At 64.7% G+C, this 21,928-nt stretch carries 22 protein-coding genes; 7 read left to right on the forward strand and 15 right to left on the reverse strand.

Features of this window, described 5'->3' with window-relative positions; all coding sequences use genetic code 11:
- The first annotated feature begins 23 nt into the window (after positions 1 to 23).
- Positions 24 to 1,004 carry a tyrosine--tRNA ligase gene (locus CV102_RS07730; protein WP_148857320.1) on the forward strand — a complete coding sequence of 327 codons (981 nt, stop codon included), beginning with the start codon at positions 24 to 26 and terminating at the stop codon, positions 1,002 to 1,004.
- A gap of 77 nt (positions 1,005 to 1,081) precedes the next feature.
- Here CV102_RS07730 and CV102_RS25820 read toward each other — a convergent pair whose 3' ends face one another.
- Positions 1,082 to 1,252 (reverse strand): hypothetical protein, encoded by a 171-nt coding sequence (locus CV102_RS25820; protein ID WP_187432890.1) that lies wholly within the window; start codon positions 1,250 to 1,252, stop codon positions 1,082 to 1,084.
- Between the two features lie 225 nt (positions 1,253 to 1,477).
- Here CV102_RS25820 and CV102_RS07735 point away from each other — a divergent pair, with 225 nt between their 5' ends.
- Positions 1,478 to 2,617: an acyl-CoA dehydrogenase family protein gene (locus CV102_RS07735; RefSeq protein ID WP_148857321.1), complete on the forward strand. Its 1,140-nt coding sequence runs from the start codon at positions 1,478 to 1,480 to the stop codon at positions 2,615 to 2,617.
- A 60-nt stretch (positions 2,618 to 2,677) separates the two neighbouring features.
- Positions 2,678 to 3,616 carry a biotin--[acetyl-CoA-carboxylase] ligase gene (locus tag CV102_RS07740; protein WP_148857322.1) on the forward strand — a complete coding sequence of 313 codons (939 nt, stop codon included), beginning with the start codon at positions 2,678 to 2,680 and terminating at the stop codon, positions 3,614 to 3,616.
- Here the strand turns inward: CV102_RS07740 and CV102_RS07745 are convergent.
- From CV102_RS07745 to CV102_RS07760, 4 genes are all read right to left on the reverse strand, one after another.
- Positions 3,609 to 4,124: a universal stress protein gene (locus CV102_RS07745; RefSeq protein ID WP_148857323.1), complete on the reverse strand. Its 516-nt coding sequence runs from the start codon at positions 4,122 to 4,124 to the stop codon at positions 3,609 to 3,611. The two genes, CV102_RS07740 and CV102_RS07745, sit on opposite strands and share 8 nt — an antisense overlap.
- Before the next feature lie 299 nt (positions 4,125 to 4,423).
- A complete protein-coding gene (locus tag CV102_RS07750) occupies positions 4,424 to 5,146 on the reverse strand; it encodes a ferredoxin--NADP reductase (protein WP_148857324.1) in 723 nt (240 codons plus the stop codon).
- A gap of 313 nt (positions 5,147 to 5,459) precedes the next feature.
- Complete coding sequence (locus tag CV102_RS07755; protein WP_148857325.1) at positions 5,460 to 6,482, reverse strand: amidohydrolase family protein; 1,023 nt, start codon at positions 6,480 to 6,482, stop codon at positions 5,460 to 5,462.
- A 69-nt stretch (positions 6,483 to 6,551) separates the two neighbouring features.
- Positions 6,552 to 7,784, reverse strand: coding sequence for an HD domain-containing protein (locus CV102_RS07760; RefSeq protein WP_148857326.1), 1,233 nt, complete (start codon positions 7,782 to 7,784; stop codon positions 6,552 to 6,554).
- A 121-nt stretch (positions 7,785 to 7,905) separates the two neighbouring features.
- On the opposite strand from CV102_RS07760, the gene CV102_RS07765 reads away from it, so the two are divergent.
- Positions 7,906 to 8,154 carry a hypothetical protein gene (locus tag CV102_RS07765; protein WP_148857327.1) on the forward strand — a complete coding sequence of 83 codons (249 nt, stop codon included), beginning with the start codon at positions 7,906 to 7,908 and terminating at the stop codon, positions 8,152 to 8,154.
- A gap of 104 nt (positions 8,155 to 8,258) precedes the next feature.
- Here the strand turns inward: CV102_RS07765 and CV102_RS07770 are convergent, their stop codons facing one another.
- Both CV102_RS07770 and CV102_RS07775 read right to left on the reverse strand, forming a co-directional pair.
- The gene (locus CV102_RS07770; RefSeq protein WP_148857328.1) at positions 8,259 to 9,230 is read right to left on the reverse strand and encodes a C-terminal binding protein; all 972 of its coding nucleotides are present in this window, start codon (positions 9,228 to 9,230) and stop codon (positions 8,259 to 8,261) included.
- 86 nt (positions 9,231 to 9,316) lie between these two features.
- Positions 9,317 to 10,441, reverse strand: coding sequence for a Gfo/Idh/MocA family protein (locus CV102_RS07775; protein ID WP_148857329.1), 1,125 nt, complete (start codon positions 10,439 to 10,441; stop codon positions 9,317 to 9,319).
- 314 nt (positions 10,442 to 10,755) lie between these two features.
- On the opposite strand from CV102_RS07775, the gene CV102_RS07780 reads away from it, so the two are divergent.
- Positions 10,756 to 11,925 (forward strand): MFS transporter, encoded by a 1,170-nt coding sequence (locus CV102_RS07780; protein WP_394349479.1) that lies wholly within the window; start codon positions 10,756 to 10,758, stop codon positions 11,923 to 11,925.
- A gap of 227 nt (positions 11,926 to 12,152) precedes the next feature.
- Here CV102_RS07780 and CV102_RS07785 read toward each other — a convergent pair whose 3' ends face one another.
- The 7 genes from CV102_RS07785 to CV102_RS07815 all read right to left on the reverse strand — a co-directional run bounded on the left by CV102_RS07785 (position 12,153) and on the right by CV102_RS07815 (position 19,496).
- A complete protein-coding gene (locus CV102_RS07785) occupies positions 12,153 to 13,121 on the reverse strand; it encodes a sugar phosphate isomerase/epimerase family protein (RefSeq protein ID WP_148857331.1) in 969 nt (322 codons plus the stop codon).
- Between the two features lie 256 nt (positions 13,122 to 13,377).
- The gene (locus CV102_RS07790) at positions 13,378 to 13,581 is read right to left on the reverse strand and encodes a hypothetical protein (protein WP_148857332.1); all 204 of its coding nucleotides are present in this window, start codon (positions 13,579 to 13,581) and stop codon (positions 13,378 to 13,380) included.
- Positions 13,578 to 14,768, reverse strand: coding sequence for an ABC transporter ATP-binding protein (locus tag CV102_RS07795; RefSeq protein ID WP_148857333.1), 1,191 nt, complete (start codon positions 14,766 to 14,768; stop codon positions 13,578 to 13,580). Before CV102_RS07795 ends, CV102_RS07790 begins: the two co-directional genes overlap by 4 nt.
- Before the next feature lie 2 nt (positions 14,769 to 14,770).
- Positions 14,771 to 15,769, reverse strand: coding sequence for a carbohydrate ABC transporter permease (locus CV102_RS07800; protein ID WP_148857334.1), 999 nt, complete (start codon positions 15,767 to 15,769; stop codon positions 14,771 to 14,773).
- 1 nt (position 15,770) lies between these two features.
- Positions 15,771 to 16,790 (reverse strand): carbohydrate ABC transporter permease, encoded by a 1,020-nt coding sequence (locus CV102_RS07805; protein ID WP_148857335.1) that lies wholly within the window; start codon positions 16,788 to 16,790, stop codon positions 15,771 to 15,773.
- A 2-nt stretch (positions 16,791 to 16,792) separates the two neighbouring features.
- Positions 16,793 to 18,268, reverse strand: a complete 1,476-nt coding sequence (locus CV102_RS07810; RefSeq protein WP_148857336.1) for a substrate-binding domain-containing protein — start codon at positions 18,266 to 18,268, stop codon at positions 16,793 to 16,795.
- Positions 18,269 to 18,416: 148 nt separating this feature from the next.
- On the reverse strand, positions 18,417 to 19,496 hold the full coding sequence (locus CV102_RS07815; RefSeq protein ID WP_148857337.1) for a TrmB family transcriptional regulator: 1,080 nt from the start codon (positions 19,494 to 19,496) through the stop codon (positions 18,417 to 18,419).
- A gap of 217 nt (positions 19,497 to 19,713) precedes the next feature.
- Between CV102_RS07815 and CV102_RS07820 the strand changes: the two genes are divergently transcribed.
- A complete protein-coding gene (locus CV102_RS07820) occupies positions 19,714 to 20,529 on the forward strand; it encodes a hypothetical protein (RefSeq protein WP_148857338.1) in 816 nt (271 codons plus the stop codon).
- Between the two features lie 108 nt (positions 20,530 to 20,637).
- Positions 20,638 to 20,877: a PRC-barrel domain containing protein gene (locus CV102_RS07825; protein ID WP_148857339.1), complete on the forward strand. Its 240-nt coding sequence runs from the start codon at positions 20,638 to 20,640 to the stop codon at positions 20,875 to 20,877.
- 43 nt (positions 20,878 to 20,920) lie between these two features.
- Here CV102_RS07825 and CV102_RS07830 read toward each other — a convergent pair whose 3' ends face one another.
- Positions 20,921 to 21,880 carry a carbohydrate kinase family protein gene (locus CV102_RS07830; protein WP_148857340.1) on the reverse strand — a complete coding sequence of 320 codons (960 nt, stop codon included), beginning with the start codon at positions 21,878 to 21,880 and terminating at the stop codon, positions 20,921 to 20,923.
- Positions 21,881 to 21,928: the final 48 nt, after the last annotated feature.

Below are 21,928 nucleotides of genomic sequence, written 5' to 3' on the forward strand. Positions count from 1 at the left end.
TCGACGGATGCGATTAGACAGAGATGGACGCCTACGAGTTGATCACGAGAAACGCCGAGGAAATCGTAACCGACGAGGAGGTGCGCGAACTCGCGCAAGCGCCCGAGGACAAGCGCGTCTACGTCGGCTACGAGCCCTCCGGCGTACTCCACCTGGGACACCTGCTGACGGCCAACAAGCTCATCGACCTCCAGGACGCCGGCATGGAGGTCGTCGTCCTGCTCGCGGACGTCCACGCCTACCTCAACGGGAAGGGCACGTTCGAGGAGATCCGCGAGACTGCAGAACAGATGCAGGCGCAGTTCGTCGCCTACGGTCTCGACGAGGAAAACACCGAGTTCGTCTACGGCTCGGAGTTCCAGCTCGACGAGGAGTACACCCTCGACCTGCACGAACTCGAGCTTTCGACGACGATGAACCGCGCCCAGCGCGCGATGGCCGAACTGCAGTCCGGCGAGACGGCGAAGGTCAGCCACCTCGTCTACCCGCTGATGCAGGCGCTGGACATCGAGTACCTCGACCTCGACCTCGCCGTCGGCGGCCTCGACCAGCGCAAGGTCCACATGCTCCACCGTGAGGAGCTCCCCGACCTGGGCTACGAATCCCGGCCGTGTCTGCACACCCCGATCGTCGCCGACCTCACCAGCGGCGAGGGCAAGATGTCCTCGAGCGAGGGCGTGACGATCTCGATGGAGGACTCGACCGAGGAGTTAGAGGAGAAGGTCAACTCGGCGTTCTGTCCGCCGACGCGCGACCCGGAAGACAATCTCGAGAACCCCGTCCTCGAACTCTTCGAGTACCACGTCTTCCCCCGGTTCGACGAAGTCGTCGTCGAACGCCCCGACAAGTACGGCGGCGACCTCACCTACGAGGCGTACGAGAGTCTGGCCGCGGACCTCGAGTCCGGCGAACTCCACCCGGCCGACGCCAAGGGAACGCTCGCGACCTACCTCGACGAACTGATCGCGCCGGGCCGCGAGAAGCTGCGCGAACTGCGAAGCTAAGGGTTCGGCCGCCGGCAGTCGCGGCTCCTCGTTTCGCGGACCGACGGATCGCTCCCGGTCGCGCCCACCCGTACGGCTCAGAACTCGACCGCGTCGATCCACGGCTCGTCACCGCAGTACTGGCACTCGAACGTCGTTTCGTACTCCTCGCACGGATCGTGGATCCCGCGTCCGCACGTCTCGCAGATCGTGATCTCGCGTTCGTTCGCCTGCGTTTCACAGATCGTGCAGCGATTCCCGATCTTCATGTGTCGTGCTAGCTCACCTCCCGTTGCTCGGAATTCCGTGGCAGAACGGCAAAAAACCGCGGATCGGACGGTCAGGGGACAGGTCGCGGCGACGGATGATCGGAAGAACGGACGTATCGTTCTGCGGTACCGCACTCCGATTACCGTCGGCACCGACGCTACCCGGTGCTCGAGTCGCGAGCCTCGGCGATGCGTTTAACGTACGATGTCGACGTGTACCGTCGTATGACGTTTCAACTTACGGCCGAGCAGGAGGCGATTCGGAACGCCGTCCGCGAGTTCGGCGAGGAGGAGATCAGGCCGATCGCTCGGGAGTACGAGCGGGAGCAGCGCTACCCGGCAGAGCTGCTCGCAGAAGCGGCGAAGCTCGACCTCGTCGCCCCGCACGTCCCGGAGAAGTACGGCGGCGCGGGGATGGACGCGATATCGACGCTGCTCGTCACCGAGGAACTGTGGCGTGCGGATCCGGGCGTCGGCGGATCGATCTCCGCGGCGGACTTCGGGACGGGGATGCTCGTCGAGTACGGCGAGGAGTGGATGCGCGAGCGGTGGCTCCCGGAGATCACCGCCGGCGAGACGCCGATCGCGACCGCCATCTCGGAGCCCGCCCACGGTTCGAACGTCGCAGGGATGGAGACGCGCGCCGATAAAGACGGCAACGAGTGGGTCATCAACGGGCAGAAGATGTGGATCACCAACGGGACCGTCGCCGACGTTGCGATCGTCATGGCGAGGACGACGCCCGACGCTGGTCACGAGGGGATCACCGCGTTCCTCACTCCGACGGACGTCGACGGCTACGAGGCCGCGCGGATCACGAACAAACTCGGGATCGAGGCCCAGGACACCGCCGAGATCGTTCTGGACGACCTTCGGGTTCCCGACTCGAACGTCGTCGGCGAGGTCGATCGCGGCTTCTACCAGCTGATGCGCTTCTTCGCCCCCGCACGAGCCGACGTCGCCGCCCAGGCCACGGGCGTCGCCCAGGCGGCGCTCGAGGCCTCGATCGACTACGCGACCGAGCGCGAGCAGTTCGATCGACCGATCGGCGAGTTCCAGGCGATCGAGCACAAGCTGGCCGAGATGGCGACGAACGTCGAAGCGGCGCGATCGCTGGCCTACCGCGCGGGGGCCGCACTCGAGTCCGACGACGACGCGCTCGCGACGAAGCTCGCGTCGATGGCGAAGCTGTTCGCCAGCGAGCGGGCGGTCGACGTCACGGACGAGGCGATCCAGGTCCACGGCGGCGCCGGCTACGTCGACGATCACCCCGTCGAGCGGTACTACCGCGACGCCCGCATCACGAAGATCTACGACGGGACGAGCGAGATCCAAAAGAGCATCATCGCCGACCAGCTGTACTGACGCGCCGGCGGTCCGGACCGATCCCGCCGATTCAAGTACGAGGGCTCCCCTCTCGAGGCTATGAACGAGACGAGACGAGCGATCCTCGAGCGAATCGCGGACGGGCCGGTCTCCGGCCCCGACGTCGCAGAATCGCTCGAGGTCTCGCGGGCGGCCGTCTGGAAGCACATCGAGGCGCTTCGCGAGGCCGGATTCGAGATCGAGAGCGGGCCGACCGGCTACGAACTGACCGACGTCACGGTGTACAACGGACCGGCCGTCGAGTACGGGCTCGAGGCGCCGTTTTCGGTCGACTACCACGATTCAGTCGGGAGCACTAACGACCGCGCTCGCGAACTGGCGACCGACGGCGCGAGCGACGTCGCCGTCCTCGCGGACGAACAGACCGGCGGCCGGGGCCGCCTCGAGCGCGAGTGGTCCTCGCCCGCAGGCGGCGTCTGGCTCAGTATCGTCTCGAGGCCGGTGATCGCGCCGGCCCGCGCGCCCCTCTACACGCTCGCGGCGTCGGTCGCGACGGCGCGCGCGGCGCGAGAGGCCGGCGTCGACGCCCGGATCAAGTGGCCGAACGACGTCGTCGTTCCCGTCGACGACGACGGCTCCTACCGGAAGCTCGCGGGCATTCTCACGGAGATGGAGGGCGAAACGGACCGGATCGAGTGGCTCGTCGTCGGAATCGGCGTCAACGCGAATATCGACGACAGCGAACTTCCGCCGGAGGCGACCTCCGTCCGCGCCGAGGCCGGCGACGTCGACCGTCGCGCGTTCGTCCAGCGCGTGCTCGAGGAGTTCGACCGCTACCGGAACGATCTCGAGGCGGTCGTGCCGGCCTGGCGCGACCTCGCGCTGACGCTCGGCCAGCGCGTTCGAGTCGATCGCCCGTCGGGCGAAATCGTCGGCGAGGCGGTCGACGTCACCGACTCGGGAGCACTCGTCGTCGACACTGGCGAGGAACAGGTGACGGTAGCGGCGGGCGACTGCGAGCACCTGCGTCCTATTTGATCGGCTCGGCGTCGGACGGCCCCGCCGTCTCCTCGCTGGCCATCGTGGGCTGTTCCTCCGCGTTCTCTTCGAACTCGTCCTCGCCGAGCCGAACCGTCAGTACCGGAACGGACGCCCGCCTGACGACTCGTTCCGCAACGCTCCCGAGGAGTAGTCGATCGATCCCGCCGCGACCGTGGGTGCCCATGACGACGAGGTCGCAGTTTTCGGGCGTCGCCTGGTCGACGATGACGCGACTCGGCGATCCCTCGAGCACCTTCGTCTCGACCTCGACGTCGGGGGGTGCAAGCTCCTCGACCCGGCTGACTGCCTCCTGTCCCTCCGATCGAAGTGCGTCGCCGATCCCCTCCCAGGCAGTCTCCATCGGGAGGCCGCCGTAACTGGCGACGTTGGCGACGTAGATCGCTCGAATTCTCGCGTCGTGAGCGCGAGCGAGGTCGAACGCGTACTCGAGTGCGTGCTCGCCCTCGGGTGAGCCATCGGTCGGAACGAGGATGCAATCGTACATCTGTTACCACGTAACATGGGTGTCGTTCGTAATAATGTTACGGTAAAATTCACCGATTATTGCCCGGCGTCAGGGCAGACTCGAGCCCGATCTCGAATCCGGGAGCTGCGATCAAAGAGAGCGTTCGAACGGGTGGTCGATTCAGTACTTGACAGCGAGCGGCCCGCAGGTCGTCGAACCGACCACAACGTCTATAGTAGCCACTGAAAGTCAGTGCACACCCAATCGCACGACTGCTGTGCGATAGGTGTGTAAACCGTTTCAGTTGGTACTATAGCGGCAGGCGCGACCGAAGATGGTCACTCCCCGTCGGCCGCGTCCGACTCCCAGCCTTCGGTATAGATCCGCTCCTCGTCGATTCCGGCAGTCCCGAGGATCTCTCGCGTTTCGACGACCATCTCGGGGACGCCACAGACGTAGCAGTCGGTCTCGTCTCTGTGGTCCAGTTCGTCCAGCGTGTTCTCGAGGTGGTCCTGTACGTGCCCGGTCCGGCCGTTCCATGCCTCGCTGTCGGCGTCGGAGAGGACGTATTCGACGGAAACGCGGTCGTGTCCCGCCCGAAGCTGATCGAGACTCTCGCGGAAGATGAGGTGTTCCTGGTCGCGTTCGCCGAACAGGAGTCGGGCGTCGCCCCGGCCCGCTCGAGCGTACTGTTCGATCATCGGATAGAGGGGCGTGATTCCCGTCCCCGTCGCAATGAACAGGGCATCGCGGTCGAGGTTTCGCACGGAGAGGTCGCCGTCGACTGGTTCGATTTCGACCTCGTCACCCGGCGTCCGCTCGTGCATATAGACGGAGCCGGTTCCGCCGTCGTAGCGCTTGATGGCGAGAACGAGTTGCTTCGTCCCGGGGACGTTCACGGCCGTGTACGGCCGGGCGTCCTCCTCGCCGTCGGTTTCGAAGTGAATCGTCGTGTGCTGACCGGGGTCGTACTCGAACCGGTGCTCGTCGGCGACGAGTCGAAACTGCTTCACGTCGGGGGTCATCTGGTGAACGTCAGCGACTGTCGCGGTCAATGTCATCTGCTCGAGTGTGTGGACGTCGAGCACTAAGCCGTGCTGTCGGCACGTGCTCGCCGTGGGTAGGTGTCACGATGGCGGGAAACACAGGGCAAGAACTGTCCCACCTCCGACCTGCAGCACCCGTCGTCGCGTCCGCTCGCTCTTCGTCATACTCCTACTTACACGAGATACTGAATTACTACAGAGGGGATAACCGGCGATTTAGCGGGAGTATAATCCATTCCACTCTGTTTTTGTACCCGTCGTGACAGCAGACACGGGGACTCGCGACTGGTCTGCCGACGTCCGGCCCGAACCCGTTCCGCTGCGAGCGTCAGGGATCGAGCACGACCTCGCGAACGTCGTCGACGCCGGCCCGTCGAACGACGGCCCGAACGGGATCCCGTACGCCGGCAAGGTTATCCGAGTCGCCGTCCAGTACCACGAATCGGCCCACCTGTCCCGACTCGAGCGGGCCGTACTCGAGGTCCGCCAGTTCGGCGCCGTTGATCGTCGCCATCCGGAGAACGTCGACGGCGGAGAGGTCGGAACACTTCGCGAGGAACTCCATCTCGCGGAACATCGACGGCGAGTTGAGCATCACGTTGTCGGTCCCCAGCGCGAGGGTCGTCCGCTCGGCCAGTTCGGTGACCGGCGGAAAGCCGACGTCGGTCACGAGATTCGAGCGCGGGCAGACCACGATCGGGATCTCGCTGTCCGCGATCCGCTCGAGGTGGATCGGCTCGGGGTGGACGACGTGGACGAGAAAGTCGGGATCGAGATCGAGCGCGCCGTTGAGGTCGCTCGGATCGGCCTCGCCGGCGTGGATGCCGAACGGCTTGCCGGCCTTCCGCGTCGCGGTACGCTCTTTGTCGAAGTCGGCGTCGTTGGCGCCGCTGGCGCCGAACCCGTCGCCGGCGTCCATCGCCTCGATCGATCCCCGGGCGAACGACAGCGCGTCGATCTCGACCCCCTCGGCCGCCGCCTCGAGCATGCGAACGCCCTCGACGCCGCCCTCGCGGAAGTCGAGGCAAGCGGCGGTCCCCCCGCGCCGCATAAACTGGAGGGAGCGGCGCATCGCGCTCACGAGTTCCTCGCGCGAGGCCTGGCGCAGCAGGCGGTGTTTCAGCCCGTCCGGCGGGGCGACCAGCTCCTCGAGCGAGAGGCCGCCGCCGGCCTCCTTCGCGATCGAGTCGCCGATGTGCGTGTGGGCGTTGACGAACGCCGGCAGAATGACGTCCGAGCTCTCGACCGCTTCCTCCTCGATGGCTTCGATCCGTCCGTCATCGTCGATCACGATCCGTCCCTCGACGGGCTCGAGCTCCCGTCCGCGGAGAATCGTCCCCGTTCGCTCCATACTGGTCCCTTCGCGGGCCGGACCTTCAACCGTTTGCAACGGGTCGCGTTCCGTTCCCGAACCGGCCCGTCAGTCGACGAACTGGTCCAGCGTCGTGTCGAGGCCGTCCCGGACTTCGGTGACGAGCGCGCCGTCGATGTCGAGGCCGAGCACGTCGACGGCGGCCCGACCGACCCGTTCGCGGAGGTCGGCCGGGGAGTAGACGCCGAGACGCCACTGAGAGTACTGGGCGGCCCGGAGCGCCTCGACGAGCGGCGACTGCTGGCCGAGTTGCCGAACGTCGCCGTTGACCATCACGCGACTCGTCGACTCCGTCATCGATGGACGACCCGGAACGTCGAGGATGACGTGCGCTGAATCGACGCCCGCCTCGTCGGCGACGTCGCGTTCGAACTCCCGGATGGCGTCGTGATCGGCCTCGATGATCCCGCCGGGAACGTCGTCGATCTCCGCCCACACCGCACGCTTGAAGAGGTCGCGCTGGTCCAGTCGCCGGGAGAACGCAGTCGTCGGCTCGCACGAGCGCAGCGCCACGATCAGGTCGTAGTCGTCCATCCGCTGGAGGGTTTCGGCGTCGACGTCGGCGTCGGGTGTCTCGAGCAGCCGTTCGGCTGCGCGACGAAGCATCGCCTTGCTGATTCGGGCGACACTGTGGCTGTAGACCGTCGGGTTCATCAGCGCTCGCGCGACGAGCAGGCTCTCCGCGGTCTGAACGTTCCCCTCCGCGAGGACGAGTTCGCCGTCGGTAAACGTGAGCTCTCGAACCAGCCGGCCGTGGTCGATCGTCCCGTAGGGAACCCCCGTGTGGTGGGCGTCGCGAACCAGGTAGTCCATCCGGTCGACGTCGAGTTCGCCCGACACGAGCTGGCCGAACCGCCCCTCGCCGGCGACCAGGTCCGCGACCCGTCCGGGCTCGAGGTCGTGATCGCGCAGCACCTCTCCGACCGTACCGTTCTCCAGCAGGTCGTGGACGTCGTCGTGGTACCGACCCGTCCGTCGATACGTGAGCGACTCGAGGTTGTGGCTGAACGGGCCGTGGCCGACGTCGTGGAGCATCGCCGCGGCGTGAACCCGCTCCGCCTGTCGCCCCTCGACGCCGAGCTGCTCGAGCGCCTCGCACGCGAGGTGGTAGACACCGAGGCTGTGTTCGAACCGGGTGTGGTTCGCCGAGGGGTAGACCAGCGAGACCGTGCCGAGCTGTTTGATTCGACGGAGCCGCTGTACCGCCGGCGTATCGAGGAGGTCCCGCGCAACGCCGTCGATCTGGATGTGATCGTGGACGCTGTCCTTGATGATCTTCATTGTCGGTATTTTGTCCGGTTAGTACAAAAACCGTCGTCCACCCGGCCCCCTCGAGTCGGGGACCGCATTGGATATGACGACAGCAATACTATAGCCGTGGATATCGTCCACGTTACGTACCATGACACAGCTCACGATTCCACCGGACGCCGACGAGGAACGAGCGACGAAACTCGTTCAGGAACACGTCGAGATCGGCGACGTCGTCGAGGTCCGTAACCAGGAACGGACCGAGGGGGACGCCTTCGACGTCACGGGAACGGTAACTGGCGTCGAGCCGGGCTACCTCGAACTCGACGAACGGCCACCCGCCGAGGGAAGCGTCCGCTACGACGAGATCCACACGATCACGAAGATCGATTCGGAGTAACGGTCCGTCACTTCCTGACGGAGGCGGAGATCGAACCTGTTTTCGGTCACCCGACCGCGACATCACCGACAGCAGCCCGCGCGCCACGCTTCAGTTCGAGACTCTCAATCCGAGAGTCCGTTCTCGTTGACCGGGTTCTCGGGCCGATCGCCGTTCAGAACCCGCAGGACGTCTCGAGTTACGGTCTCGTGGAGGTCGACGTACGATTCCTCGGAGTACCACGCGACGTGCGGCGTGAGGACGACGTCGTCGCGACCGACCAGCGGCGAGTCTTCCGGTGGTTCGGTCGGGAGCACGTCCAGTCCCGCAGCCGCGAGTTCGTCGTTCTCGAGTGCCGTCGCCAGCGCGTCGGTGTCGACGACCTCGCCTCGCGCGGTGTTGAGCAGGATCGCGTCGTCGTCCATCGCCGCGAACGCCTCGGCGTCGAACAGTTCCCGCGTCTCCTCGGTCAGCGGCGCGTGCGTCGAGACGATATCGGCGCGCTCGAGCAGGCCGTCGAACGACACTTTCTCGACGCCGTACTCGGCGAGTTCGTCCTCGGACTGGTAGGGATCGTACGCGACGAGTTCGAACTCGAAGCCCGAGAGGCGTTTGGCGATTCGCTGTGGAATCTTCCCGAACGCGGCGAAACCGAGCGTCTTCCCCGGCAGTCGGTGGATCGGGGCGCCGATTGTCCAGTCCCAAGTGCCGTCGTCGATCGCCCGGTCGTACAGTGACGTCTTTCGAACGCAGGCGAACAGCAGCGCGATCGTGTGTGTCGCGACCTCGTCCTCGCAGTAGTCGGGGACGTTGACCACGACGACGCCATTGTCGGTGGCGGCATCGAGATCGACCGTGTCGACGCCGATCCCGTACCGGCCGACGGCCTGCACGTCGAGTTCGTCGAGCACGTGCTCGTCGATGGGTGCGTACTGGGCGAGTAACGCGTCAGCGTCGGCCTCTCGAGCGGCCTCGATTACCTCGTCGGCGGTCTCCGCCTGCGCGGAGACGAGTTCGGCGTCCCGTTCGTCGACGACGCGGCGCTCGATGTCGAGATCCGGGAAGTCGAAGTCGGTAACGAGAATGGTGTCCGTCATCCGCTCGGTTCCTTCGTGGATCTCGCCGATAGTAGTATCGCCTGCTGTGATTCTCGCGCCCAAAACTCGGGGGAGAGGGGCCGAACCTACTCGAGCGAGATCCACTCGCCGCGCTCGTCGCTGTCTTCGATCGCCGCGAGCACGCGCTGGGCGGCCAGTCCGTCCTCGAAGCTCGGTGCGAACTCGCCGTCCTCCGCTACTGCGGAGAGGAACTCGTAGTTCTCGTGGACGAAGGTGTGCTCCCAGCCGATGACGTGACCCGGCGGCCACCAGTGGTCGACGTACGGGTCGTCCTCGTCGGTGACCAGGATCGTCTCGTAGCCGCGGTTCTCGTCCTTCCGGAGCACCTCGAGTTCGTTCAGGCGCTCGAGCGAGAACCGGAGGCTGCCCTCGCTCCCCTGGATCTCGATCGTGTGATCGTTCTTGTGGCCGGTTCCGTAGCGAGTGGCCTCGAGGGTCCCCATCGCGCCGTTTTCGAACTCGAGTTGGGCCGAGTAGGCGTCGTCGACGGTGACGGGTCGGGTCTCGCCGTCACTTCCCTCGACAGGTCGCTCGTCGACGAACGTCTGCAGGTGGCCGCTGAGGCGCTCGATGTCGCCCGCGAGATCGTCGTCGCCGACCAGGAAGTTCACGAGGTCGACCGTGTGGGCACCCAGGTCGCCAAGCACGCCCGATCCCGCCATCTCCTCGTCGAGACGCCAGGCCCACGGTGCTTCGGGATCGACCAGCCAGTCCTGGAGGTAACGCCCGCGGACGTGGTGGATCTCGCCGAGTTCGCCGTTCTCGAGCAGGCGCTTCGCGTACCGAATCGCCGGCACGAACCGGTAGTTGAACGCGGCGCCGGCCGGAACGCCGGCTTCGCGGGCTGCCTCGGCCATCTCCTCGGCCTCCTCGAGCGTCGGTGCGAGGGGCTTCTCGCAGAAGACGGGCGTGCCGGCCTCGAGGGCGGCGATCGAGGGTTCGGCGTGGACGTGGTTCGGCCCGAGGTTGTAGAAGACGTCGACGTCGTCGACGACGTCGCGCCAGTCCGTCGCGATCTCCGCGAATCCGAGCTGGTCGGCCGCCTCGCCGAGGGCTTCCTCGTCGCGACCGACGAGGACGCTGCGCTCGACGTCCGGAGCGTCCGGGAAGAACATCGGCAGCCGCGCCAGTGCGTTCGCGTGGGCTTTCCCCATGAACCGATAGCCGAGTACGCCGACTTCGAGGGTCATGGCTGAAGGTTCACGAGAGATGTAGTTAGTGCTTTTCGTCTCGAGAATTCGTTTCTGTTTGCCGATAGGACGATCTGCTCACGCTGCCGTTGTGAGAACGGGCTCCACTTTTCATTGGAACCGTTGCTGAGTGGTACGACTGTAATGAACGCACTCGATCCCTTCGATCACGTACAGATACGAACATACCCGTACTTCGGCCGGGGACTCGCCGCCCCGTCTTCCTGTCTTTATAAAGACTGAAGACCGCGACCGAGAACGCACAGGTAGGGTGACGCTCACTGTCTGTGCGCTACATTTCGGCTGCGAAACGAGTGATTTCGGACCTCTCGAGCGACGGTCGCGGGAAGATCCTCCTCGCCGTCGCCTTCGGCTGGTTTCTGTCGATCAGCGTCCGGATGATCTACCCGGCGTTGCTGCCGCACATCAGCGATGCGTACGACCTCACGCTCACGACTGCCGGCCTCCTCCTGACAGTTCTCTGGATCGCGTACGCGTCCGGGCAACTTCCCGGCGGAATCCTCGCTGACTGGGCCGGGGAGCGCCCGCTGTTGATCGCGAGTTCCCTTCTCGCAGCGACGATGCTCGCACTCGTCATCGTCGCGGACTCGCCGATCGTCTTGTTCCTGGCGACGGCATTGTTCGGCGTGGGAACGGCTTTGTACGGCGTCTCGCGGTTCACGATACTGGACAAGATCTATCCCGACCAACTCGGTACGGCGACGGGCGCGACGATGGCCGCTGGCGACGTTGGAAACGCGGTAATGCCACCCGCTGCCGGGTTCATCGCGGTCGTGATAGGCTGGCAGTACGGCTTCGGGTTCACTGTCCCGCTCTTCCTGGTTGCTGCGGTCGGTCTCTGGGCGACGCTTCCGAGACAACCCGCTACAGCGACACCGCTGCGCGAGTACCTCGAACTCGGCGACATCGTCCCGACGTTGTCTCATCCGGCCGTCCTCCGAGGAACCGCGTTGCTCGTGCTGTGGGGCGTGATCATTCAGTCGTTCATGGGGTTCTACCCGACGTATCTGATCGAGGTGAAGGAGTTCTCGGCACAGGTGTCGACCGCACTCTTTGGCTTCTTTTTTGCGCTCGGGATCCTGATGAAGCCGATCGCCGGGCGCGCCTACGACAGCGTTGGTGTCCGAGTCCCGCTGCTAGTAATCATGAGCGCAGCTGGTCTGGCGCTCGTCGTTCTCCCGTACGTCGGCACGATGTGGCTGTTCGTCCTCCTGACCGTGTTCGCGAGTGCCCTCCTGGGATTCGAGACGATCGTGATCTCCGATCTCACTCAGCGGCTTCCGGACGGAACGCAAGGGACGAACCTGGGTGCCCTTCGGACGGTCTACATCGCGCTCGGCGCGTTGAGTCCGGTCCTTTTCGGGGCGGTCGCCGACCGAGGATACTTCAACGAAGCGTTTCTCGGGCTCGCCGTTCTTGCCGGCGTGGTCCTTCTCATCGTGTTCGCCTCGATCGATTACTAACTCCGAACTTTTTCCGTCTCGGGTTCGCTCGCCTCGCTCGCTCACCACTCGACGCAAAAACTTCGATGAAAAAGGCCGCTCGCTCCCGATGGTCGCTCGCGGATGCATCGCTTGCAACTCGACCGCAGCGGTAATTCCGCCACCGATACTCCTTTATAAGCGAGGGGGCTCCTGAAACCGACAGTCGTCTATCAAAGAGTACCGAAAATCGATATTCGAGTAACCGCTTACTCGGCCCAGTACGCCTCGCCGGGCTGTTCGCGGAACACCGCACGCTCGAGGATCTCGACGGCCTTCTCGAGTCCCTCGCGGGAACTCGTCAGCGAGTCCTCGTGTTCGATGCTCAGGGCACCGTCGTAGCCGACCATCCGAAGCGTCGAGACGAGGTCCTTCCAGTGGCCCTCGCCGTGGCCGTAGCCGACCGACCGGAACAGCCAGGAGCGGTTCGGCTCGTCGTCGTAGGCCGTCGTGTCGAGAACCCCCTTCTCGCGGGCCTGCTCCTCGTAGACCTTCGTGTCCTTGGCGTGGAAGTGGTGGATCGCGTCGCGCTCGCCGAGGTAGCGGATCGCGTCGGTGATCGAGATGTCCTGCCAGTAGAGATGCGATGGGTCGAAGTTCGCGCCGACGCGCTCGTTCGTCTCCTCGCGCAGGCGGGCCATCCCGTGGGGCTCGTAGACCAGCATGTTCGGGTGCATCTCGATCGCCAGGTCGACGCCGTGATCGTCGGCGAACCCCGCGAGGTCGGACCAGTACTCGATGGCGACCTCCCACTGGTACTCGTGGGCGTCGGCGTGTTCGGTCGGCCAGGGGGCCGTGATCCAGTTCGGCACCTCGTCCTCGGGGCCGCCGGCAGGGAGCCCGGAGAAGCAGGTCACCGTGTTCACCTCGAGTTGCGAGGCGAGTTCGATCGCCTCGCGGAGTTCGGTATCGGCCTCCTCGGCCTGTTCTTCGTCGGGATGTAGCGGGTTGTTGTGCGTCGCGAGCGCGCTGATCCGCATGTCGAACTCTCCGAGCAACTCCTCGAGTTCGACCTGGGCGTCCTCGTCGTCCAAGTACTCCTCTCGGACGAGGTGGTCGTCTCCGGGGAAGCCGCCGACGCCGGGTTCGATCGCGTCGACGCCGATATCCGAGAGGTACGCAAGGGCGCCCTCGAGCGATTCGTCCGCGAGCGGCGGGGTGTGAACACCGATATCCATACGGGTGAAACGTCGTGACCGCCCTTCATAAATTCGGGTGGAGGCGAGCCGACAGACGAACGGCTGCGCCAGTTTTTACCCGACTCTCGCCTGGTAACCGACTGACAAAACAGGGACGGATCAGCCGCGACTCGTGTCGCGGCCGGAATTTTCGGGGTCGAGCAACGCCGGGATTCAGACGGGTTGCTGTAACGATTTATCGGCGCAACCGCAGAACGGTCGCGGTTGCGCTGGTAATGACTTACAGCAGACCGTCTCAGTACAGCTGCTGTTCCTTCTCGTCTCGCTCACTCTCGCGTTCCTGTTCTCCCTTCTGTCGGGCCCGTCCGCGCCGGTACTGTTTGATTCCTGGAACGACCTTGTTCTTCAGGTCGAGGACGAACGAGACGATCCCGTAGATCCAGAAAAAGAACAACACGAGGAATCCCCCGTAGTAGACCAGCGGGACGAGGCTACTCATTGTTCACCGGATTCGGCTTCCGCCATCGTTCGGGTCGCTTCGGAGAGGTCGACGATGCCGTGGGCGAGAGCGTCGCCGGACTCGGCGTCGAACAGGTGGATCTTCGAGCGATCGAGAACGACCGAGACCGACTCGTCCTCGCCGATGTCGGTGTCGGGATCGACGCTCATCAGCAACTGGTTCGAGGCGCCGGAGGCCTCCCCGCTGGTCATCGAGCTTCCGCTGGAGCCGTCCAGCGAGAGATAGACGAAGATCTCGTCGCCCATCGGTTCGAGGACGTCCGTCCTCGCTTCGATCACTTCGGACGGGTGCTCCACGGAGTCGTCGTTTCTGGTGAGGTAGATGTCCTCCGGTCGGACCCCCGTCGTAACCCGGTCACCGACCGGGAGGTCGAGTTCAGTCATATCCGACTTGAGATCGAAGTGATCGGTTGTGACCCCGCCGTCGACGAGTTCCCCGTCGGCGAAGTTCATCGAGGGGGAGCCGATGAAGCCGGCGACGAAGCGGTTCGCTGGCTCGTTGTAACAGACCAGCGGCGGGTCGATCTGCTGGAGCTCTCCCGCGTTGAGGACGGCGATCCGGTCGGACATCGTCATCGCCTCGGCCTGGTCGTGGGTGACGTAGATGATCGTCGTATCCAGCTGTTTGTGGAGGCGCTGGAGCTCGGTCCGCATGTGGACCCGCAGCTTCGCGTCCAGGTTCGCCAGCGGCTCGTCCATCAGGAAGACGTCGGGGTTGCGAACGATCGCGCGGGCGATCGCGACGCGCTGCTGTTGTCCGCCCGAGAGCTCGTTCGGTTCGCGATCGAGCATCCCCTCGAGCTGGACGATATCCGAGGCGTTGTCGACCCGCCGATCGATCTCGTCCTGGTCGTACTTCCGCAGGCGAAGGCCGAACGAGATGTTCTCGTAGACGTCCATGTGCGGGAACAGCGCGATGTTCTGGAAGACCATCGACACCCCGCGATCTTTCGGCGGCAGTTTGGTGACGTCGGTCTCGCCGATCCGAATCGTCCCCTCGGTCGGCTTGGTGAGTCCGGCGATGGTTTCCATCGTCGTCGACTTTCCACACCCCGACGGGCCGACGAAACAGACGAACTCTCCGTCCTTGATATCGAGATTCATGTCGTCGACTGCGACGACGTCATCGTAGCGCTTCGTGACGTTGGTAAGTGATACGCGTGCCATAGTTACTCCTTGAGTGCTCCTGCAGTTAGTCCGCTAACGATTCGTTCCTGTGCGACGATCACGAGGATCAGGATGGGGATGACCCCGACGATGCTCGCCGCCGCCATGAGATTGAAGTCGGTCGTGTACTGGTCCTGGTAGCTCAGGATTCCGCCGACGAGCGGCGACCAGTTCTGGGGGACGTTCTCCAGCGCCATGATCGAGCTGAAGAAGTATTCGTTGTAGACCGCGATGAACGTCAACACGGCGGCGGTCGCGACACCGGGCGCCGACAGCGGCATGATGACCCGGAACAGCGCGCCAAGGCGGGTCGTTCCCTCGACCCTCGCAGCGTCCTCGAGCCCGTCGGGGATCTGGGCGTAGAACGTTGTGAGGATGAAAATCGCCAGCGGAAGGAACAGCGCGCTAAAGGGCATGATCATCGACCCCGGCGTGTTCACCAGCCGCGGCGGCTCGAACAGCTCGATCCCGAGGAACGGGATGACGACGGCGTTCCCGAGGAACGCGTCGAACAGCGGGATGAGAAACGCCGCCGGCGGGAAGTACGAGACCATCAGTACGCCGAGCATGAGCGGTCCCTTGCCGGGGAAGTCGAGTCGGCCGAAGACGTAGCCGGCGAGGCTCGCGACGAGCAACACGATGATCGTCGTGATCGTCGCGAGCACGAAGCTGTTGAACACGTAGAGGTGGAACGGAACCTGCTGGAACACCTCGACGAACGCCGACGGGTTGAACCCCTGCGGATGCGGGAACTCGAGGCCGATGACCGGCAGCGACCAGTCGCCCGTAAGGATCGCGCTGTTCGGCGTGAGCGCGAGCACCAGCAGCCAGTAGAACGGGAACAGCGTCGTCACGAGGAAAAAGCCACACGCGACGTAGAACAGCGCCTGGTAGAGGCGGCTGCGTTTCTCGTCGTCCCCGATGACGCCCTGGGTCCACTGTGCGAGTACGCCGTCGTCGGTGTCCGCCGAATCGGACTGTTGTTCGGTTGTCGTAGCCATGTCAGACTCCCTCCTTGAACTGCCTGTAGATGACGACCATCGCGAGGGCACCGATGATCGCTGCCGTCACGAACGCGATCGCCGAGGCCAACCCGCGATTCGTGTTGAACGTCTCGACGACCATACAGGAGAGCGACGGAACGACTGTACAGCTCGAGGCGACGTCGATCAGTCCGTAGATCCGCATCGCGTCGATCGTCCGGAAGAGGACGGCGATAGCCACCGCCGGCAGGACGAGCGGGAACGTGATCAGTTTGAACTGCTGCCAGCGACTCGCGCCGGCGACCTTCGCGACGTCGTAGAGGCTGCGGTCGACGCTCTGGAGCCCTGCGAGAATCAGCAGGGCCATGAACGCCGTCGTCTTCCAGATGTCGGCAACGGTTACGATGAGGAGTGCGCTCCACGGGTCGTTGAGTGTGTTCGTCGGTGCAACGATCCCGAAGTTCGCCAGATACTCCGTCAGGAACCCGGTGCTCGGGTGGAACATCAGGTAGAAGATCATCCCCTGAATGACCAGTGGGATCGCCCACGGGATGATGATGGCGACGCGGACGAGACGCCGGCCGCGGAACTCCTGGTCGAGGATCAACGCCTGACCGAATCCGATAACCGTCTCGAAGAAGACGCTCACGACGGTAAACACGAGCGTCACGACCAGCGCACTACGGAACCAGCCCTCGACGTGGACGAACGGGAAACTCGAGCTCGTGCTCACGTCGGGCAGGAACGTCGTCGATCCGGGGAAGTCCGGATCGCGTTCGCCGGTAAACATGTCGACGTAGTTCTGGAGTCCGACGAACTCCGGATCGCCGGTGCCCAACACGTTGACGTACATCGACAGCTCGAACGTCCGCAGTAGCGGATAGAGCGCGATTGCGCCCAGGATGACGAACACCGGCGTCAACAGCAGGTAGGCGAACGCGGTTTCGCCGAGATTCTCGAGCCACTGTGTAACCGCAACGTGCGGTCCCGAACGGCGTGAGTCTCGGCTTGCGGTATCCGTCCCTTGTTCCGTGCTCATTCTTAGGACTCGCTCTGCTCGAGTGCTTCTTGAAGATCAGCTGCGGCGTCTTCGGGGCTCGCTTCTCCGGCGACGGCCCGATTGGCCTGCTCTGCGATGATCTCCGCCTGGGAGGGCCACTGTTCGGTGACGGGACGCGGCATCGCGTTCTCACCGGCCACGCGCAGCGTATCCATGTAGTGCCCGATGTCACCGACTGCGTCGGGATCCGTCGCCTCTTCGTCGTCGAAGAGCTCGGGCTTGGGCGGCAGCCAGGCGACGATCTCGAGCATACCGAGGTTGAAATCGTCTTCCGTCATAGCCTGCATGACTTCCACTGCCTCTTCGGTGCGCTCGGAGTTGGGGTTGAGCCCGATGTGCCAGCCGCCCTGTGCGGAGGCCGTCCCGCCCGCTCCGGGCTGGGCGGCCTCGTCCTCGTCGACGGCGTAGGGGATCGGCATCGCGCCGAGGTCGTCCTCGTCCTCGAACGGGTAGTCGGCCTCGTCGTCGAGGGTCGTGGGAACGACGTAGGGCCAGTTGCGCAACATCGCCGTCTGTCCCGACGAGAACGGCTCGCGGGCACCCTCCTCGTCCCAGGAGGTGATGTCGGAGGGAGCGATCCCGGTCGGATACTCGTCGAGGGTGTCGTCGTCGTCCTCGTCCGCCGCGAACGTGTACATCATCGAGAGGGCGTCGATGAACTCCTCTTCGTCGATGGTGACGGGACGATCGCCGACGGGACCGCCGAGGTTCTCCTCGCCGCCGAAGTACGCGCCGCCCCAGGAAGTCATGACCTCGTTGAAGCTACAGCAGGAGGTTCCCTCGTAGATGTCGAACTGCGTTGCCAGCCCAACCTCGGCGTCGGAGGCCTCGACCATCTCCTCGGTCAGTTCGGCCCACTCCTCCCAGGTCATCGGCTCCGTTGCCCACTCCTCGAAGTCGTCGTCGTCGTAGCCGGCGTCGCGGGCGTAATTCTTGTTGTAGTACAGACAGCCGTAGTCGGGGAACAGCGGGAGCGCCATGAGGTCGTCCGTCTCCGGATCCCGGGCCGTGTCCACGAACGCCTCGAAGTACTCCTCGTCGATCCGACTCAGCGTCTCGTCGTCGAGCTCCTCGGAAAGGTTCGCGAGGTAGCCGTTTTCGACGAGAACGTTCGTCCAGCCGGTGTCACACATCATGAGGTCGGGTTCGGTTTCGCCGGCCTCGATCAGCTGCGAGTAGGTATCCCGCTGGTCGCCGGTGTCGTCCGACTGGGAACTGAATCGGATCTCGATGTCCTCGTCCAGCCCGTTCTCGTAGAGCAGGTCCGGCATCCCGTCTTCGACGTCGTCGATGGTGGTCGACCCCATCGCGATCACGACGGAATCCTCGTCTCCGTCGTCGCCGTAGATACAGCCGGCCAGGCTAACCGTCGCGCCGGCCGCGCCGGCTGCCTTGACGAACGTTCTCCGCGAAACGCTCGAAGAACTATCACTCCCCTGTGAATATCTGTCACTCATGCACGATAGTATGTGAATTGTTCCTATTTATAATTACTGGGTCAGGTACAACGGGTGTAGTTAACTTTTACCGACCGGTGACAGGAGTCGAACAGCGAAGAAAATGACTATTACCGGAGTGGTTCCGAGACGGTGTCGGTGCTGCCCGCTATCGCTCGACAGCCTCGATCGTGGTTCGCGTCGCTTCGAGGTCCTCGATCGTCGCGCCCCAGCCGCCGACGGTGTACGTCCCGTGGTCGCTCTCGAGCGTAAACGAAGCTTTACCCGCGAGCTGGGTGAGCGGGGTCTGCTGACCCCCGCTCGCCGGGACGCCGGCGTACGTGACGTCGACGATCGTCCCGGCGACGCTGAGTTCACGGCCCGTGTCCGTCTCGAAGCCATGGACCGTCGCCCCGATCGTCGCCCCCTCGTCGAGCAGGGGCTCGACGCAGCGGAGGCACTGTCGCATATCGACGTAGGTGATCGGTGGCTCGTTCCGTCGGGTGGAGTAAATCGCGTCGTGGACCTCCCAGAGACAGGTGAGAAAGTACCAGTGAAAGACGTAGGCGTGGGTCCTGTCGTTGACGAGAATGCCGTACTGGCTCATCGACTCCGCGTGAGGAGCGAAACAGGTCCAGGAGCGGTCGACGAGCGCCACGAACGGCGACGGAACGTCGCGGTATCGAGCTTCGGTACAGGTGTGGGCCAGCGTCTCGGTCGACGGGAGTGTCGGCTCCGTCGTCGTCGCCGGGAACAGACACACTTTCGTGTCGATACCGGCGTCGTGAGCCACCGCGAGCGCGTCCGAGAGTTCGTCGAACTGTGCCGGCGTCAGTCCGACCTGCACCTGGTGGTCGGCCGATCGAATCAGTTCGTCCGCCCTGTCGAGGACCGTGTCGAACCGCTTTACGATGCTCACCTTGTGGCCCTCGATGTCGGGGCGGCTCCACCGTTCCTCGATCTCGTCCGCTGCGGTTACGAAACGGCTCGCTCGTGACCGGAGATCCGACAGCACTTCCGCCGGATCGTGTGCGCGAGCGTGCAAACTGTCCTGCTCGTAGGTTTCGATGTAGTCGTTCTCCTCGAGGGAGCGCAGGACGTCGTAAATCCGGGGGTCGGGGACCACACTCGCCTGTGCGATGTCGGTCGCCGACGCGGAGCCGAGTCCGAGTAACGTCACGAACGCGTCCGCCTGATAGGGAGACAGACCCGCGTCCTCGAGAGTGGTAGTAAGCTCGTCAGCGTCCATCGCCACCCTCCAGAACTCCGTCGTCTCGGATAGTGCTGCTCGGACGGTGTCCGCCGGTCCCCCGCTGGTCCGACGAGCACGTTCGGCCCACCACGGCCGGGCCCACCGGTCGGCACCGTGAGACTCTCTCACTCATCACAACTTGTGTATAACACCCGTTGTAAAAAACACTATCTCTGACGGCACACTGAAGTCAGTCGAACGGAAACCCGATTACATGACGAGTCTTCTCGATCGAATCCGACGTCCCGAGTACACCGGGACGAACCGATGTTGGCCGTGTACCGTTACGAACGGACTCCTGTTAGGAATCGTCGTCGTCGCGCTCGCAGCCACCCGACGACGGCTCGGAGCCGTCGCCGTCGCGGCCGTCGGCGCCGCGTCGATCGCCCTGCGAGGTTATTTCGTCCCGTATACGCCCCAGTTTGCGCCGCACCTCACCGCCCGGCTCCCGCTCGGCGAACCGGGCTCCGACGACGCGGGTTCGCTCTCGGACGCAGGATCCGCCGAAACCGAACGCGGTGAGGAGGGGCCGACCGGCGAGGACGTCCTCACCGCGCTGGTCGAGGCCGGAGTCGTCGTCCCCGAAGGCGACGAACTGTTCCTCGACGAGGAGTTCCGGAACGACTGGCACGACGAGATGCGGACGCTGCGCGACCGCGACCTCGAGACGCTCGCGGAGATCGCCGACCGCCACACGGCGCCCGAAACCGCGGTTCGCGTCGGTAGCAGCTTCGGTCGCTCGTACCTCGTGCTCGACGGGGAGGACGGAGGACTCGTCACGCTCCGGCGGGAAATCGCCGTCGCGGAACTCGGCGCCGCTCGCGCGCTCGAGTCGGTCGTCGAGAGCCCTGCGATCCGACGCGCCGCCGGCCGGCCGCTGCGCTCGTTGCTCGAGGGATGTCCGCTCTGTGACGAACCGCTCGAGATCACGCAGTCGAGTTGCTGCGGCGAGGTGACGCCGATCGGGTCGACGCCGAAAGAGAAACTGTACTGTCCGAACTGTAACGTTCGGCTGTTCACGTTCGACTGACGGCCGCGGTCCGTAACCGACGGCGCCGACGCGTTTTTGCGTTCGCGTCCACGACGACCAGCCTCTGTAAGTGGTGTTTCCATGTTAACAAATGGTAACGAACCACACATGCGTGCTGACTTCACAGAAGACGACGCGGGAAAGCGAGTCGTCAACGCGGAGGGCGACGAGATCGGTATCCTCGAAGAGGTCGAACGGGGAACTGCGTACGTCAATCCCGACCCGGGGCTGACGGACACGATCAAGTCGAAGCTGGGCTGGGGTGATACCGACGAAGAAACCTACCGACTCGATGCCGACCGCGTCGACTCGATCACGGACGATGAAGTGCGGCTGGGACGCCTCTGAGCGGTCGATCCGCGCGCCGATCAGAGAGCGGCACCCGATTCGGTCACCGCTCTTTCCTGATCGTTCGCACCGCCTCGCGGTCCGGCAGCGCGGTCATCGCGCCCGCAGCCGTCGTCGCGGCCGCGCCGACGGCGTTCGCGAACGCGAGCGTCTCCGCTAAGTCCCGTCCCTCGTACAGCGCTGCAATCGCGCCGGCGACGAACGCGTCGCCCGCGCCGGTCGTGTCGACGACGTCAGCCTCGTAGCCTGGATGGCTGGCGGTTCCCGTCCAGGGGGCGTCGTCGCCGGCGATCCCGATCGATCCTTCGCCGCCGCGGGTCGCGAAGACCGTCGACGGCCCGCCGTCGAGGGCGAGGACCTTGCGAGCCATCGCCTCGACGTCCTCGCCCTCGAATCCGAGCGCCTCGAGTTCCTCCTCGGCCGCCTTCAGGATGTCGACGTGTGCGAGCGCGTCCCGGACGACGTCCCGAAACTCCCTCTCGTCGGGCCACAGCTCCGGCCTGGCGTTGGGGTCGAACGAGACGGTACAGCCCTGCTCGGCGGCGCGCTCGAGCAGGTCCAGCGTGGCCGCCCGCGAGGAGCCACTCGAGAGGGCGACCCCGCCGGCGTGGACCCACTCGAGGTCCTCGAGCGCCGCGTCGTCGATTCGGCCGGGCTCGAGTCGGGTGTCCGCCGTCCCGTCGCGGTAGAAGGAAAACTCGCGGTCGCCCGTCTCGTCGTGGGTGACGAACGCGAGCGTCGTCTTCGCATCGGGATCGCGTTCGACGAACCGGTCCGGCAGCCCGTGATCGTCGAGCGTCTTCCGGAGGTAGCGACCGAACGGGTCGTCGCCGACGCGGGTCCAGAACAGCGGCGTCTGCTCGAGGCGGTCGAGCGCGACGGCGACGTTCGCGGGCGCGCCGCCGGGCCGTCGGTCGAAGCGTTCGACGTTCGAGATCGGTCCGGGTCGCTCGGGGAGGAAGTCGATCAGCGTCTCGCCGGCGACCAGTATCTCGTGGTTCATAGCTCCTCGTTCATCGTCCCGGTGATAATGTGTTACGAAGCGGGCGAG

This window comes from Natronococcus pandeyae, assembly GCF_008122205.1.
GTDB lineage: Archaea > Halobacteriota > Halobacteria > Halobacteriales > Natrialbaceae > Natronococcus > Natronococcus pandeyae.

Excerpts from the sequence above, each read along its gene's own strand:
- CV102_RS07765 (WP_148857327.1), top strand. The coding sequence starts at position 7,906 with ATGACACAGCTCACGATTCCACCGGACGCCGACGAGGAACGAGCGACG.
- CV102_RS07775 (WP_148857329.1), bottom strand. The coding sequence starts at position 10,441 with ATGACCCTCGAAGTCGGCGTACTCGGCTATCGGTTCATGGGGAAAGCC.
- CV102_RS07795 (WP_148857333.1), bottom strand. The coding sequence starts at position 14,768 with ATGGCACGCGTATCACTTACCAACGTCACGAAGCGCTACGATGACGTC.
- CV102_RS07770 (WP_148857328.1), bottom strand. The coding sequence starts at position 9,230 with ATGACGGACACCATTCTCGTTACCGACTTCGACTTCCCGGATCTCGAC.
- CV102_RS07750 (WP_148857324.1), bottom strand. The coding sequence starts at position 5,146 with ATGACATTGACCGCGACAGTCGCTGACGTTCACCAGATGACCCCCGAC.
- CV102_RS07730 (WP_148857320.1), top strand. The coding sequence starts at position 24 with ATGGACGCCTACGAGTTGATCACGAGAAACGCCGAGGAAATCGTAACC.
- CV102_RS07740 (WP_148857322.1), top strand. The coding sequence starts at position 2,678 with ATGAACGAGACGAGACGAGCGATCCTCGAGCGAATCGCGGACGGGCCG.
- CV102_RS07810 (WP_148857336.1), bottom strand. The coding sequence starts at position 18,268 with ATGAGTGACAGATATTCACAGGGGAGTGATAGTTCTTCGAGCGTTTCG.
- CV102_RS25820 (WP_187432890.1), bottom strand. The coding sequence starts at position 1,252 with ATGAAGATCGGGAATCGCTGCACGATCTGTGAAACGCAGGCGAACGAA.
- CV102_RS07745 (WP_148857323.1), bottom strand. The coding sequence starts at position 4,124 with ATGTACGATTGCATCCTCGTTCCGACCGATGGCTCACCCGAGGGCGAG.
- CV102_RS07755 (WP_148857325.1), bottom strand. The coding sequence starts at position 6,482 with ATGGAGCGAACGGGGACGATTCTCCGCGGACGGGAGCTCGAGCCCGTC.
- CV102_RS07800 (WP_148857334.1), bottom strand. The coding sequence starts at position 15,769 with ATGGCTACGACAACCGAACAACAGTCCGATTCGGCGGACACCGACGAC.
- CV102_RS07785 (WP_148857331.1), bottom strand. The coding sequence starts at position 13,121 with ATGGATATCGGTGTTCACACCCCGCCGCTCGCGGACGAATCGCTCGAG.
- CV102_RS07760 (WP_148857326.1), bottom strand. The coding sequence starts at position 7,784 with ATGAAGATCATCAAGGACAGCGTCCACGATCACATCCAGATCGACGGC.
- CV102_RS07820 (WP_148857338.1), top strand. The coding sequence starts at position 19,714 with ATGACGAGTCTTCTCGATCGAATCCGACGTCCCGAGTACACCGGGACG.
- CV102_RS07825 (WP_148857339.1), top strand. The coding sequence starts at position 20,638 with ATGCGTGCTGACTTCACAGAAGACGACGCGGGAAAGCGAGTCGTCAAC.
- CV102_RS07790 (WP_148857332.1), bottom strand. The coding sequence starts at position 13,581 with ATGAGTAGCCTCGTCCCGCTGGTCTACTACGGGGGATTCCTCGTGTTG.
- CV102_RS07830 (WP_148857340.1), bottom strand. The coding sequence starts at position 21,880 with ATGAACCACGAGATACTGGTCGCCGGCGAGACGCTGATCGACTTCCTC.
- CV102_RS07815 (WP_148857337.1), bottom strand. The coding sequence starts at position 19,496 with ATGGACGCTGACGAGCTTACTACCACTCTCGAGGACGCGGGTCTGTCT.
- CV102_RS07735 (WP_148857321.1), top strand. The coding sequence starts at position 1,478 with ATGACGTTTCAACTTACGGCCGAGCAGGAGGCGATTCGGAACGCCGTC.
- CV102_RS07805 (WP_148857335.1), bottom strand. The coding sequence starts at position 16,790 with ATGAGCACGGAACAAGGGACGGATACCGCAAGCCGAGACTCACGCCGT.